A 12,757-nucleotide genomic window follows, 5' to 3' on the forward strand; every position below is an offset into this window, starting at 1 on the left:
TCTATAATCCCGCCCGCGCCCCGGGCCCCCCCCCGGTCCCGGGCCGACCCCTCCGCCGCGGGCTGCGCTGGGGGGGGGGGGGCCCGCCGCCGGACGTCCGGCGGCGGGCCCCTCCGCTCTCGCGGTGTCAGGGCTCGGCCTCAGCCCTGCGGCCAGACCTCGGCCAGCATCTTGCGGGTGTCCGCCAGCAGTTGCGGCAGCACCTTGGTGTGGCCGACCACCGGCATGAAGTTGGTGTCCCCGCCCCAGCGCGGCACCACGTGCTGGTGCAGGTGCGCCGCGATCCCGGCGCCGGCCGCCGTGCCCTGGTTCATCCCGATGTTGAACCCGTGCGCCCCGGAGGCCGCCCGCAGCGCGGTCATCGCCTTCTTGGTGAACACCGCCAGCTCGGCCGTCTCCGCCTCGTCCAGCTCGGTGTAGTCGGCCACGTGCCGGTACGGGACCACCATCAGGTGCCCACCGTTGTACGGGTACAGGTTGAGCACCGCGAACACGGCGCTGCCGCGTGCGATGACCAGCCCGTCCTCGTCGCTCAGCGACGGGACCGAGCAGAACGGGCAACCGTCGTCCGGAGCCGGGCCGGTGGGCTTGTTCTCGCCCTGGATGTACGCCATCCGATGGGGGGTCCAGAGGCGGCGGAAGCCGTCCGGCTCGCCGACGCCCCGCTGCAGTTCCGGCTCAGTCGTCATGCTGATCAGCATATTCGCCCGGCAGGGCTTGCAAAGCAGTGCGGGGCAGACTCGTCAGGAGCCTGCCCCGCGGCCCCCGCGTGAGCGGGGACCAGGACGTACCCCGGATCCGCCGAAGCGCCGGGTATCACCCGCTCACGCGGGGAACGCCTCACACCTGGATGCGGCGCTCCACGGCGTCCACGATCTCGGCGATCGCCTGGTCACGCGGCACGCCGTTCTTCTGCTCGCCGTTGCGGTAGCGGAACGACACCGCACCCGCCTCGACGTCGTCGTTGCCGGCGATCAGCATGAACGGGACCTTGGACTTCTGGGCGTTGCGGATCTTCTTCTGCATCCGGTCGTCCGAGGTGTCCACCTCGACCCGGATCCCGCGCTTCTTCAGCTCGGCCGCGACCTCCAGGAGGTAGGGCACGTGCTCGTCGGTGATCGGGATGCCGGTCACGGTGACCGGGGCCAGCCACGGCGGCATGGCGCCGGCGTAGTGCTCCAGCAGCACCGCGAAGAAGCGCTCGATCGAGCCGAACAGCGCGCGGTGGATCATGACCGGCCGCTGGCGCGAGCCGTCCGCCGCCGTGTACTCCAGGTCGAAGCGCTCGGGCAGGTTGAAGTCCAGCTGGATGGTGCTCATCTGCCAGGTCCGGCCGATGGCGTCCTTGGCCTGCACCGAGATCTTCGGGCCGTAGAAGGCCGCGCCGCCCGGGTCCGGCACCAGCGGCAGGCCCTGCTTCTCGGCCACGCTCGCCAGGACGGCGGTGGCCTCCTCCCAGGTCTCGTCGCTGCCGACGAACTTCTCCTCGTCCTTGGTCGACAGCTCCAGGTAGAAGTCGGTCAGACCGTAGTCGCGGAGCAGGTCCAGGACGAAGGTCAGCGTGGAGTCGAGCTCCTCCGCCATCTGCTCGCGGGTGCAGTAGATGTGCGCGTCGTCCTGGGTGAAGCCGCGGGCACGGGTCAGGCCGTGCACGACGCCGGACTTCTCGTAGCGGTACACCGTCCCGAACTCGAAGAGGCGCAGCGGCAGTTCACGGTACGAGCGGCCGCGCGCGTCGAAGATCAGGTTGTGCATCGGGCAGTTCATCGGCTTGAGGTAGTAGTCGATGCCCTCGTCCAGCTGCATGGGCGGGTACATGCCGTCGGCGTACCAGTCCAGGTGACCGCTCTTCTCGAAGAGCTTCCCCTTGGTGGCGTGCGGGGTGTAGACGAACTCGTAGCCCTCTTCCTCGTGCCGCTTGCGCGAGTAGTCCTCCATGGTGCGGCGGATGATGCCGCCCCTGGGGTGGAAGACGGCGAGGCCGGAGCCGATCTCCTCGGGGATGGAGAAGAGGTCGAGCTCGTTGCCGAGCTTGCGGTGGTCGCGCTTCTCGGCCTCGACCAGGAAGTCGAGGTGCGCCTTCAGCTCGTCCTTGGTCGGCCAGGCGGTCCCGTAGATGCGCTGGAGCATGGGGTTCTTCTCGCTGCCGCGCCAGTAGGCGGCCGCGTTGCGCATCAGCTTGAACGCCGGGATGTGCCGGGTGCTGGGCAGGTGCGGGCCCCGGCAGAGGTCGCCCCAGCACTGCTCGCCGGTCTTGGCGTCCAGGTTGTCGTAGATGGTCAGCTCGGCGCCGCCCACCTCGACGTTCGAGCCGTCCTCGGCGGAGGCCGAGCCCTTGAGGCCGATCAGTTCCAGCTTGTACGGCTCGGCGGCGAGCTCGTCGCGGGCGTCGTCGTCGGCGACCACGCGGCGGGAGAACTTCTGCCCCCGCTTGATGATCTCCTGCATCTTCTTCTCGATGGCCTTGAGGTCATCGGGGTGGAACGGCTTCTCGACGTCGAAGTCGTAGTAGAAGCCGTCCTTGACCGGCGGGCCGATGCCGAGCTTGGCCTCCGGGAAGAGCTGCTGCACGGCCTGCGCCATGACGTGCGCGGTGGAGTGGCGCAGGATGTCCAGGCCGTCCTTGCTGCCGATCCCGACCGGCTCGACCTCGTCGCCGTCCTGGAGGGCGTAGGCGAGGTCCTTGAGCTGACCGCCGACGCGGGCGGCGATGATCGAGCGGTCGTCGGCGAAGAGCTCGGCGGCCGTAGTGCCCGTGGTCACCACGCGCTCTTCCCGATCGGGTTCGCGGTTGATGATTACCCGGACGTCCGTCACCGGTCTCTCCTGACGTGCTGGATTCATAGGACGCAACACTGCGCTGCGCGTGACGATGGTACCGAGAGCACCACCCCCGCCGTGCAACTACGTCCCCTGCCGCCCCTCCCCCAGGGTCTTCAGCAGGCGCTCCCGCTCGGCCTCCTCCAGCCCGCACGGTTCCAGGCCGCGCGGGTGGGCGAGCCGCCGGAAGCCGCCCCGCCGCTCCAGCCGGCCGCTGACCCGGACCGGGGTGCCCGCCAGGTGGGCCTCGGCGGCCAGCCGGTACGCGGCGTCGCCGAGCCGGATCCTCACCTCGGTGACCTCGGCCCCGCCGAGCACCCGCAGCCGTACCGTGCCCGGCCCTGCCGGGTCGGACCGCTTGAGGCGGACGACGATGCCGACGACGGTGACCGCCACGGCGGGCTCGATCCGTTCCAGCAGTTCGGCGGCCTCTTCGAGGGCGGGCAGGTCCCCGGGGGAGAACTCCAGGGCGATCCGCCGGTCGCCGAAGCCGCCCGGCGTTCCGGCGGCGGCCGACCAGGAGACGGTCAGCTGCGCCGCCGTCGCGCCGCGCACCAGCTCCTCGACGGACTGCACCAGCTCGCGGCTGACCCCGGCCTGCACCGCGTTCTCGAAGGCCTCGGGCCCGCCGCTGACCCGGCGGTAGTCCACCGCGTCGCGCAGCGCCTCCAGGGCGCGGACCAGGGTGGTCACCGCCGCCCGGCCCTCGGGCGCGGGGGCGTAGGCGGTGAGTCCGGCGCCGTTCTCGACCACCAGGACGCGGTCCAGGAAGTCACCGGCCCAGGCGTCCAGCCGGGCGCCGAAGTACGCGGCCCTGGTCCGCCCGGCCTTGGCACCGGCCACGAGCATCGCCCGCGCGGCCCGCTGGAGCCGCTCGGCGCCGTCCCAGGGCGCGGCGCCGGCCGGGCCCGGCAGTTCGCGCCGCCACCGCAGCTCGTCGCCCGGCACCGCGAGTGCCAGCAGGATCGAACGGGCGGACGGGCTGCGCGAGCGGGACAGCGCGGTGACGGCGTCGGCGAGCAGGTCGACCGCGTCGTCGAAGCCGTCCCCGGCCGGGACCAGCAGGCTGGTGCCGGGGTCGGTGTCGCCGGGCGGCGTCCAGCGTCCGTACCGGGCCGAGGGGCCGCCCCGCCGTACCCAGCCGTGCCGGGCGAGCAGGGTGGCGAGGACCGCCGGGTCGACGGCGGCCGGGTCGGGCAGTGCCCGGGCACCCTCCGGCGGCCCGTCTGGCAGCGTCATGGTCCTGCTCCTCCCCGTCGGGGCCGGGCCGTCACGGGCTGCCGCCCGCGCCGACCCGCGCCATGATGTCGCACAGCGCCCGGTCGTCGAAGACCTTCGCGACGGGCACGCGGACGTTGGTGCGCTGCCGGCCGGTCACCGGGTGGCCGGCCAGGTTGATCCAGTAGCAGCAGTGCCGCAGCTCCAGCGCGTCCGGCCGGGCCTCCAGCCAGTCGTCGACCCGGCGCGGCAGCAGCATCACGACCAGGATCCTGGGCACCGCCACCCGGACCCGCGCCAGCTTGCGCAGGTGGTCGTTGTCCAGGGTGAAGCTGAAGTACGGCCCGCCGGGACCGGCCGCGATCTGCTGGGTGGCCTTGAGCTGGATCTTGATCGTGACCTCGTCGTCCACCTCGTGCGCCGCGGAACCGTGGCTGACCTGCCAGTCGATGCCGTTGTCCGGGAAGGGCTGGGAGAGCGAGCAGCCGGCCGCCGCCGCGACCGCGTGCAGATAGCCGACCTGCAGCGTCTCCATGCAGGCCGTCACGGCCAGATTGCCCCGCAGGACGGCCGCCGCCCCCTCGGGCTGCGGCTGTGTCAGCGCCATCGCCCCGTTGCCTCCCCCGGCCCCGGGCCCGTCCGGATTCGAACGGGACACCCGACGGGCAGCATCCCCGACCCGGGCTGCGCCAAACGGTTGAGCGGGCGTCAGAAGCGGGTATCAACCGGGCGGAACGCAGTACCTGAGGGGCAGTCATGCAGCAGCAGTGGTACACCGGCCCGCTCGCCTCCTTCGACACCGAGACGACCGGCGTGGACGTCGAGACCGACCGGATCGTCTCGGCCGCCCTGATCGTCCAGCTCGCACCGGGCACACCGGCCCGGACCTCGACCTGGCTGGCCGACCCGGGCGTCCCGATCCCGGACGGCGCCCGCGCGGTGCACGGCATCACCGACGAGCGGGTGCGCGCGTTCGGCCGCCCACCGCACGTGGTGGTGGCCGAGATAGCCCACGCCCTCGCCGAACAGGCCCGCGCCGGGCGACCGCTGGTGGTGATGAACGCGCCCTACGATCTGACGCTGCTGGACCGGGAGCTGCGCCGGCACCGGGGCCGGTCGCTGGCCGACGGGCTGGGCCCGGACGGCCTGCTGGTGCTGGACCCGCGGGTGCTGGACAAGCACATGGACCGCTACCGCAAGGGCCGCCGCACACTCACCGACCTGTGCGCGCACTACGGCGTGGAGCTGACCGGCGCGCACGACGCCGCGGCGGACGCGACGGCGGCGCTGAAGCTGGTCCGGACGATCGGCGCCCGTTACCCGGTGGGGCTGGGCGGGTTGTCGCCGGCCGAGCTGCATCTGCGGCAGGCGGTCTGGCACGCGGCGCAGGCCCGCGGGCTGCAGAGCTGGTTCGACCGGTCGGGGACGCCGGAGCGGGTGGACCCGTCCTGGCCGTTGCGCCCGGCCCGGTGCGGCTGCGGGCGGCGGCCGGGGCCGGACCACAGCTGCGAGGTCGCCGCGTAACAGGGGCGTCGCGGCGGGGGTTCCCGAAGACGCCGCAGGCCCCGACCGGTCTCCCGATCAGGGCCTGCATGCTGTCCGGTGGGCGATACTGGGATCGAACCAGTGACCCCTTCGGTGTGAACGAAGTGCTCTCCCGCTGAGCTAATCGCCCGGGCAACGAGAAGAACAGTAGCACCAATTGAGGGGTGCCGTACAACTCGTTCCCCCCGGGCGGCCGCCCGGCGGATCCACAGAACTACGGCTCCGCACGGAAGATGACTGCGCTTCAGCCCGATTCCGGGCAGGCCGCTCCCGGGATTCCGGAAATACATGTGAGGCCCAGCCGATAATCGACTGGGCCTCACATATCACAATGCATTCCGGTGGGCGATACTGGGATCGAACCAGTGACCCCTTCGGTGTGAACGAAGTGCTCTCCCGCTGAGCTAATCGCCCGGGTGCAGGGAAAACATTACCGCATCCCGCGGGGTGGTCCGAACACCCCCGCTTCGGGCTCCCGTCACCCGGGACACCCCGCACGGCTCAGTTGCCGTTGATCGTCCAGGGCACGACCAGCCCGTACCTCCACAGGTACCAGCCGCCGAGGCCGGCGATCACGGCCAGGCCGACCGCGGTGAACGTGAGGTTGCGACGCCGGACCCTCGGGTCCATGGCCTTCTGGGCCGTCTCGGCCACCTTGCGCCTGGTCCAGCGCAGGGCCAGCTGGGCCCAGACGAACTCGGTCGCCCAGATGCCCATGCCCAGGAAGATGACCACCCAGCCGGGGCCGGGCAGCGGCAGCATGATCACGCCGATCACCACCACGGCGAGGCCGATCAGGAAGACCGCCACCTGCCAGCTCAGGTGCAGCGACCGGGACCGCCGGACGAAGTGCGGCGCACGCGAGCCGAGCGGCCGGCCGCCGTCGACGCCCGCCCGCTCCTCGTCCGCGCCCTCGTCCGCCGCCCCGGAGTCGTCCGACACCACCGCACCACCCGTTCCCGTGTTCCCGCCCGCGTTCCCGCGTGTCCTGTCGCTTCGCACAGTCATGCCGGGAAACTAACCGAGAAGTCCCCGGGTAATGCCCCGCCGGGCGCTCCGGGCCGATTCCGCAATGCGCCGTAAGGGGTACGACTCGCCCCCGAATCGGGACAGAGGGGTTTACATCGGTCGTGGGGGTGGGATGGTCCGTTCGCCGACGTGCGATTCCCCGAGCGCACACTGAGCGAAAGGCCATGGCGCTTATGAACACCACGGTCAGCTGCGAGCTGCACCTGCGCCTCATCGTGTCCAGCGAGTCCTCACTGCCCGTCCCCGCGGGCCTGCGCTACGACACCGCCGACCCCTATGCCGTGCACGCCACGTTCCACACCGGCGCCGACGAGACCGTGGAGTGGGTGTTCGCCCGAGATCTCCTTGCGGAGGGGCTGCACCGACCCACCGGTACCGGTGACGTCCGGGTGTGGCCGTCGCGCAGCCACGGGCAAGGGGTGGTCTGCATCGCGCTGAGCTCTCCGGAAGGAGAAGCCCTGCTGGAGGCCCCGGCCCGGGCGCTTGAGTCGTTTCTCAAGCGGACGGACGCCGCCGTACCCCCTGGCACCGAACACCGTCACTTCGACCTCGACCGGGAGCTGTCCCACATCCTCGCCGAAAGCTGACCCCAACCGGAGGAGGTCACGCCCCGCTGCCGGCGGGGTGGTCACCCCCTGCCGTCATCGCAGCCGTCCTACTCGGGGGCACGGCCGCAGACTCAGCCGCGCACGACGCGGTCTCGGGGCCGGTGTACGGCCCGCTCCCACCGGAGCGGGCCGAGCACCACAGGCGCCCGGCACCGGAGCCGGCCATCCGTACGGGTGGCCGGCCTCGCTGCCGGGCGCCGTCGGTTTCCCCCGCGCACCGGCGCCGGGCGCCGCGATCGCACACCCTGACGACATCCGTACACCTCTTCGAAGAAAGCGGCCATCCTTCGGCGGCACAGCCCGGTAAGGTCTGGGGTTAACCGTAGACGTGGGGTGCCGACGGCCCCCTCCGCGCGAGGAGCCCCCAACGTGCTGATCACCCATGACACCGAGTGCGCGCTGAGCATCCTCGTCGAGCTGCTCAACACCGCACCCGAGGTGTGCGGCACCGAGCTGCTGCCCGACGTGGCCGCGCTGGACGCCTTTGTGATCCGCCAGGAGATCAGCGAGGTCGACTCGCTGACCCAGGACGACCTGCGCAAGGTGCACGAGCTGCGCTCCCGGCTGCGGGAGGTGTTCGGCACCGAGTCCACGGCCGAGGCCGCCGAGCTGGTCAACGCCCTGGTCGCCGACGCCGGCACCACGCCCCGGCTGACCAACCACGACCACCACGGCTGGCACATCCACTACTTCGCGCCGCACGCCGCCCTCGGCGACCACCTGGCGGCCGAGCTGGGCATGGCGCTGGCGTTCATCCTGATGGCGGGCGAACGCGAGCGGCTGCGCCGCTGCGAGGCGCCGGACTGCGCGCGGGTCTTCGTGGACCTCTCCCGCAACCGCTCCCGCCGCTACTGCGACAGCCGCACCTGCGGCAACCGGCTGCACGTCGCCGCCTACCGGGCGCGCCAGCGCTCGGCGGAGGCCGTGCCGTCCGCCTGAGCCGTGCCCCCGGGGCCGTGCTCCCGGGCCGGGTCAGATGCCGCGCCGGCGGAGAATCTCCTCGATGTCGTCGAAGTCGCCGAGACCGTCGTCCCGCTTCCTGGCCGGTTTGGCCTTCGGGGCGGCGGTCTTGCCCTGGTCCGACGCGGCCGTGACCGCGGGGCGGGCCGGGGCCGGTCCGGTCGCGGCCGGGTGGGTCCCGGAGGCCTCGACGGCCCGGCGGCCCACCCAGCGGGTGGCGAGCAGCAGACCGGCCGAGACCGCGAGCAGCGCGATGCCCGTCCAGACCCGGGGGTCGAACACCAGCTTGGCGGCCCAGTCGGCGAATTCGTGGCCGATCGTCCGCGCCACCGGGAAGAGGCCGGTCAGATAGAGCCCGGCCGGCAGCAGGGCCACCGCGAACCAGCGGGTCGCGGAGAGGAAGCGCCGCCGGTACGCGCGCAGCCCGGCGACGGCCACCCCGGCCGCCGTGAGCAGGAAACTGACCGCCGCCGTCAGCATGGCCGCACCCCGTCTCGTCCAGTCGTCCTGGTCATCAGGCCCTCCTGTCGGTCCGGCCCCGATCGCACCGCCGACCCGGCGCGGGGCCTATTAGTGGAACACTGAGGACATGATCGAAGGTTCCCTCCCCCGTCTCGAGTTCTGGTGCGAGCTCCAGTGCCCGGACTGCCGCACCGCCCTGGACGACGTACGGGCGCTGCGCGCCGAGTACGGCGACGCGCTCCCGGTCGAGCTGCGCCACTTCCCGCTGGAGAAGCACAAGCACGCCTACGCCGCCGCGCAGGCCGCCGAGGAGGCGTTCGCGCAGGGGCTGGGGTGGCCCTATGTGGAGGCGCTGCTGGCCCGGGTCGAGGAGCTGGACGCGCGCGGCGAGGAGCTGCTGCTCGAGGTGGCGCGCGAGGTCGGGGTGGACGCCGAGGAGGTCGACACGGCGCTGGTCGACGGCCGGCACACGCTGATCGTGGACGCCGACCAGGCCGAGGGCAAGGCGATCGGGGTGACGGGCACGCCGACGTACGTGATCGCCGGGCAGCGGCTGGACGGCGGGCAGAGCCAGGACGGCCTGCGGGCCCGGATCGTCGCCGCCATCGAGGCCGCGCTGGCTTCCTGACCAACCGTCAGATGAGCGGCTTGCCGTAGACCCGGCTGACGGTCCGGTAGCCGAGCGAGTCGTAGAGGCGGATCGCGACCTCGTTGTCGCTGAAGACGTTCAGCGCGAGGTCGCGCACTCCGGCGGCCAGGCACTCGCGTTCGGCGAGCAGCATCAGCGACCGGCCGTGGCCCCGGCCCCGGTGGGGCCCGTCCACCTGGACCACCATCACCCAGGCCAGCGGGGCGCCGTCGGGCAGCTCGCGGACCCGCAGGGCCAGCCAGAGCGAGCCCAGCGGGTCCGGCCCGCCCTCGTAGAGCCGGCGCAGGGCGACGCCCGAGGTCTCCGCGCCCTGCGGGAGCAGCTGCACGTGGTCGGCGTCCGACTTGGCGCGCGCCTGCTCCGGGCTGAGGCCGGAGGAGATCAGGTGGCCGAGATAGACCTCCTTGACGGTGGCGAGCCAGTGGGGGAAGGCCTCGGCGTCGATCCGGCGCACGACGGCGCCGGCCGGCAGCCCGGGCGGGGCGGTGAGCCGCTTGGACATGCTCCGCATCCGCTCGGTGTAGCCGAGGGTGGTGGCGAGGGCGCGGGCGACGGGCGCCGGCTCGGAGATGTCGGCGTCCACCCGGACGCAGCCCCAGCCGCGCAGCACCTCCTCGGCGGCCAGCGCGCCGAAGGTGCCGCGCCCTCGTCCGCGGCCTTCGCGGACCTCCAACTCCGCTATCTCGCCCCAGAGTTGCCCTCCCCTGAGGACTGCGGTGGTGCGCAGCGCGCCGACCGGGTGGCCGTTGGCGCAGATCAGCCAGCGTCTGGTTCGGCCGCCTTCGGCGGTGGGTGTTTCCGGGCCCTCGGGGCGCAGCGTGGTGGTCATGTGGTGCTCCCTCCCCACCGTCCGGGGGTTCTATCCGTGCCCGGGCGCGGGGTGGGGCTCACGGGTCGAGGTCGTCGCCGCTGCGCTCGGTGAAGACGGCCATGGCCTTGGCGGTGACGGGGCCGGGTCCGGCGAGTTCACGGTCGTCGACGCGGGTGACGGCCTGGACGTCGCGCAGGGTGGAGGTGAGGAAGATCTCCTCGGCGTCCTGGAGTGCGCTGAACGGCAGGTCGGCCTCCTCGGCGCCGGACCAGTCGATGACCAGCCGGCGGGTGATGCCGGCCAGGCAGCCGGAGGCCAGGGCGGGGGTGAGCAGGCGTCCGTCGATCACGACGAAGACGTTGGAGCCGGTGCCCTCGCAGAGCCGTCCCGCGGTGTTGGCGAAGAGGGCCTCGGAGGCGTGGGCGCGGTGGGCGGCGGCGAGGGCGACGACGTTCTCGGCGTAGGAGGTGGTCTTGAGGCCGGCGACGGCGCTGTGCTCGTTGCGGCGCCACGGGACGGTGGCGACGGCGGTGGTGTCGGGGCGGCGGCCGGCGGCGGAGAGGGCGACGACCAGGGTGGGGGTGTCGTCGCCGCGCTCGGAGCCGAGCGGGGCCGGGCCGCCGGTGTAGGTGACGCGCAGGCGACCGAGCGGCACGGGATTGGCGGCGAGGACCTGGGCGCAGGCCTCGCGGACCAGGTCGTGGTCGGGGTCGGGCAGTCCGAGGCCGCGGGCGGAGCGGGTGAGCCGGTCGAGGTGGCGGGTGAGGGCGAAGGCCCGGCCGTCGACGGCCTTCATGGTCTCGAAGACCCCGTCGCCGGTGGTGAGTCCGTGGTCGAGGACGGACACGGCGGCGTCGGCCGAGTCGACGAGTGACCCGTTGACCCAGCTCTTGGTGGGGTTCTGCATCGAGGGGTGCTCCTCAGGGCGCTTGTGCGGAGCGCGGTGCCGGGGCCGGGGGTTCCCGTTCGGCTCCTGGCGTTCGTCCCGCTTCAGTCGGTTTCGGTGCCCGACGCTATCGCGACCAGGCGGGCGGCCTTCAGTTCGGTTTCCGCCCACTCGCGCTCGGGGTCGGAGCCCCAGGTGATGCCGGCGCCGGTGCCGAAGCGCAGGAGGGGGGTGCCGGGGTCGGTGCGGTCGATCCAGAAGGTGCGGATGCCGACCGCGAGTTCGGCTTCGCCCCGGTCCGCGTCCACCCAGCCGACGGCCCCGCAGTAGGGGCCGCGCGGGGCGGTCTCCAGGGCGTCGATGATCCGGAGCGCGCTGGACTTGGGCGCGCCGGTGACGGAGCCGGGCGGGAAGGTGGCGTCGAGGAGGGCGGGCCAGCCCGCGTCGGCGCGCAGGGTGCCCTGAACGGTGGAGACCAGGTGGACCAGGCCGGGGTGCTTCTCGACGGCGCAGAGATCGGGGACGGTGACGGTGCCGGTCCGGCAGACCCGGCCGAGGTCGTTGCGGACCAGGTCGACGATCATCACGTTCTCGGCGTGGTCCTTCTCCAGCAGGTCGTCCTCGGTGCGGCCGGTGCCCTTGATCGGGCCGGAGGAGACGGTATGGCCGTCGCGGCGCAGATAGAGCTCGGGTGAGGCGGTGGCGATCTCGACGCCGTGCTGCGGGAGCCGGATCGTTCCGGCATAGGGGGCCGGGTTGCCGTGGGCGAGCAGACCTGTCAGGGCGTCGACGTCGGAGCGGGCCGGGTCGGGCAGTGGCGCGGAGAGGACGCGGCAGAGGTTGGCCTGGTAGACCTCGCCGGCGGCGATGTGCTCGCGGATCCGGCGGACCCCCGCGGTGTAGGCGGCGCGGTCGAGGGAGCTGTGCCAGGTGCCGGCGGCCGGGCCGAGCCAGCCGGCGACGGCCGGGGGCGCGGGGGCGGGGCGGACGTCGTCGAAGCGGGCGCAGGTGAGCCGGCCCTCGAAGTCGTGGGCGACGGCCCAGTAGCCGGTGGAGTCCAGCGCGGCCGGATCCGAGGTGACGTCGCGCAGCCCGGTGGCGAGGCGGCCCCCGAAACGGGCGAGCGGGGTGAGGGGGGCGATGGGGCCGGACACGGTTCTCCTGCACGGGTGGCGGGGCTGCGGTGCCTGAAGTGTAGGTCGGGGGTGCGCGCCGGGGTCGTGAGCAGGCGCGGGCATCGCGCGGGTGTGCGACGGATGGCCTGCGGATGATCGTCCGGCTTCGCCGCCGACGGGGCGCGACGGCCCTCCGGAGCGGCTGACGGAACGGCACTCGAGGGACACCCCCTCGGCACGCTGCGGGAACGGATTTTTAGCTGGCCCGGGAATCCGCTAGAGTTCAACACGTCGCCAGGGAGCGCAGCCGAAGAAAAGCGGTGAAGATCCCGGGAGACAGGCGGACGTGGCTCAGTTGGTAGAGCATCACCTTGCCAAGGTGAGGGTCGCGAGTTCGAATCTCGTCGTCCGCTCGATGGAGAACAGTGTAAGATCGTTCTTCGAGTGTTGCCTGGTGGAGTGGCCGAGAGGCGAGGCAACGGCCTGCAAAGCCGTCTACACGGGTTCAAATCCCGTCTCCACCTCCAAGAGGATCGACCGGCTCTGCCGGAAGAACCTCCCCGCGCGATTAGCTCAGCGGGAGAGCACTACCTTGACACGGTAGGGGTCACTGGTTCAATCCCAGTATCGCGCACGTCGGGCCCTTCGGGGTCT

The 12,757-nt window shown here is 72.4% G+C and carries 13 protein-coding genes and 5 tRNA genes; 7 read left to right on the forward strand and 11 right to left on the reverse strand.

The annotated features are described in order from the left end of the window. Nucleotides 1–140: 140 nt before the first annotated feature. From ACIP82_RS13840 to ACIP82_RS13855, 4 genes are all read right to left on the reverse strand, one after another. Nucleotides 141–701 (reverse strand): HIT domain-containing protein, encoded by a 561-nt coding sequence (locus ACIP82_RS13840; RefSeq protein WP_363611356.1) that lies wholly within the window; start codon nt 699–701, stop codon nt 141–143. A gap of 139 nt (nt 702–840) precedes the next feature. Further along, a complete protein-coding gene (gene thrS / locus ACIP82_RS13845; protein ID WP_363611354.1) occupies nt 841–2,817 on the reverse strand; it encodes a threonine--tRNA ligase in 1,977 nt (658 codons plus the stop codon). An 87-nt stretch (nt 2,818–2,904) separates the two neighbouring features. Further along, nucleotides 2,905–4,059 (reverse strand): hypothetical protein, encoded by a 1,155-nt coding sequence (locus tag ACIP82_RS13850; protein WP_363611352.1) that lies wholly within the window; start codon nt 4,057–4,059, stop codon nt 2,905–2,907. 31 nt (nt 4,060–4,090) lie between these two features. Further along, on the reverse strand, nt 4,091–4,645 hold the full coding sequence (locus ACIP82_RS13855; RefSeq protein ID WP_363611350.1) for a DUF4365 domain-containing protein: 555 nt from the start codon (nt 4,643–4,645) through the stop codon (nt 4,091–4,093). 149 nt (nt 4,646–4,794) lie between these two features. Here ACIP82_RS13855 and ACIP82_RS13860 point away from each other — a divergent pair, with 149 nt between their 5' ends. Beyond that, a complete protein-coding gene (locus ACIP82_RS13860) occupies nt 4,795–5,562 on the forward strand; it encodes a 3'-5' exonuclease (protein ID WP_400653569.1) in 768 nt (255 codons plus the stop codon). Nucleotides 5,563–5,641: 79 nt separating this feature from the next. Here ACIP82_RS13860 and ACIP82_RS13865 read toward each other — a convergent pair. From ACIP82_RS13865 to ACIP82_RS13875, 3 genes are all read right to left on the reverse strand, one after another. Next, nucleotides 5,642–5,713: transfer RNA gene (locus ACIP82_RS13865), tRNA-Val, on the reverse strand. A gap of 212 nt (nt 5,714–5,925) precedes the next feature. Next, a tRNA-Val gene (locus tag ACIP82_RS13870) sits at nt 5,926–5,997 on the reverse strand. A gap of 87 nt (nt 5,998–6,084) precedes the next feature. Beyond that, complete coding sequence (locus ACIP82_RS13875) at nt 6,085–6,591, reverse strand: TIGR02611 family protein (protein ID WP_400653570.1); 507 nt, start codon at nt 6,589–6,591, stop codon at nt 6,085–6,087. Nucleotides 6,592–6,785: 194 nt separating this feature from the next. Here ACIP82_RS13875 and ACIP82_RS13880 point away from each other — a divergent pair, with 194 nt between their 5' ends. Together ACIP82_RS13880 and ACIP82_RS13885 are read left to right on the forward strand one after the other, a co-directional pair. Further along, the gene (locus tag ACIP82_RS13880; protein ID WP_030056266.1) at nt 6,786–7,199 is read left to right on the forward strand and encodes an SsgA family sporulation/cell division regulator; all 414 of its coding nucleotides are present in this window, start codon (nt 6,786–6,788) and stop codon (nt 7,197–7,199) included. 390 nt (nt 7,200–7,589) lie between these two features. Next, nucleotides 7,590–8,159 (forward strand): CGNR zinc finger domain-containing protein, encoded by a 570-nt coding sequence (locus tag ACIP82_RS13885; protein ID WP_363611345.1) that lies wholly within the window; start codon nt 7,590–7,592, stop codon nt 8,157–8,159. Between the two features lie 33 nt (nt 8,160–8,192). On the opposite strand, the gene ACIP82_RS13890 is transcribed toward ACIP82_RS13885, so the two are convergent. Continuing rightward, complete coding sequence (locus tag ACIP82_RS13890; RefSeq protein ID WP_400653571.1) at nt 8,193–8,660, reverse strand: hypothetical protein; 468 nt, start codon at nt 8,658–8,660, stop codon at nt 8,193–8,195. A gap of 109 nt (nt 8,661–8,769) precedes the next feature. Between ACIP82_RS13890 and ACIP82_RS13895 the strand changes: the two genes are divergently transcribed. Continuing rightward, the gene (locus ACIP82_RS13895) at nt 8,770–9,270 is read left to right on the forward strand and encodes a DsbA family protein (RefSeq protein WP_400653572.1); all 501 of its coding nucleotides are present in this window, start codon (nt 8,770–8,772) and stop codon (nt 9,268–9,270) included. 7 nt (nt 9,271–9,277) lie between these two features. Here ACIP82_RS13895 and ACIP82_RS13900 read toward each other — a convergent pair whose 3' ends face one another. The 3 genes from ACIP82_RS13900 to ACIP82_RS13910 all read right to left on the reverse strand — a co-directional run bounded on the left by ACIP82_RS13900 (nt 9,278) and on the right by ACIP82_RS13910 (nt 12,130). Beyond that, nucleotides 9,278–10,120: a GNAT family N-acetyltransferase gene (locus tag ACIP82_RS13900; RefSeq protein ID WP_400653573.1), complete on the reverse strand. Its 843-nt coding sequence runs from the start codon at nt 10,118–10,120 to the stop codon at nt 9,278–9,280. A 58-nt stretch (nt 10,121–10,178) separates the two neighbouring features. Then, nucleotides 10,179–11,009 (reverse strand): aminotransferase class IV, encoded by an 831-nt coding sequence (locus ACIP82_RS13905; RefSeq protein WP_400653574.1) that lies wholly within the window; start codon nt 11,007–11,009, stop codon nt 10,179–10,181. A gap of 83 nt (nt 11,010–11,092) precedes the next feature. Further along, nucleotides 11,093–12,130, reverse strand: coding sequence for a chorismate-binding protein (locus ACIP82_RS13910; RefSeq protein WP_363611364.1), 1,038 nt, complete (start codon nt 12,128–12,130; stop codon nt 11,093–11,095). Between the two features lie 313 nt (nt 12,131–12,443). On the opposite strand from ACIP82_RS13910, the gene ACIP82_RS13915 reads away from it, so the two are divergent. The 3 genes from ACIP82_RS13915 (at nt 12,444) to ACIP82_RS13925 (ending at nt 12,737) form a co-directional block, all read left to right on the forward strand. Further along, nucleotides 12,444–12,516: transfer RNA gene (locus tag ACIP82_RS13915), tRNA-Gly, on the forward strand. A 40-nt stretch (nt 12,517–12,556) separates the two neighbouring features. Then, nucleotides 12,557–12,630: transfer RNA gene (locus ACIP82_RS13920), tRNA-Cys, on the forward strand. A 35-nt stretch (nt 12,631–12,665) separates the two neighbouring features. Then, nucleotides 12,666–12,737 (forward strand) — tRNA-Val (locus ACIP82_RS13925). The last annotated feature ends 20 nt before the right edge of the window (nt 12,738–12,757 follow it).

It is taken from the genome of Kitasatospora sp. NPDC088548, assembly GCF_044753005.1.
GTDB lineage: Bacteria > Actinomycetota > Actinomycetes > Streptomycetales > Streptomycetaceae > Kitasatospora.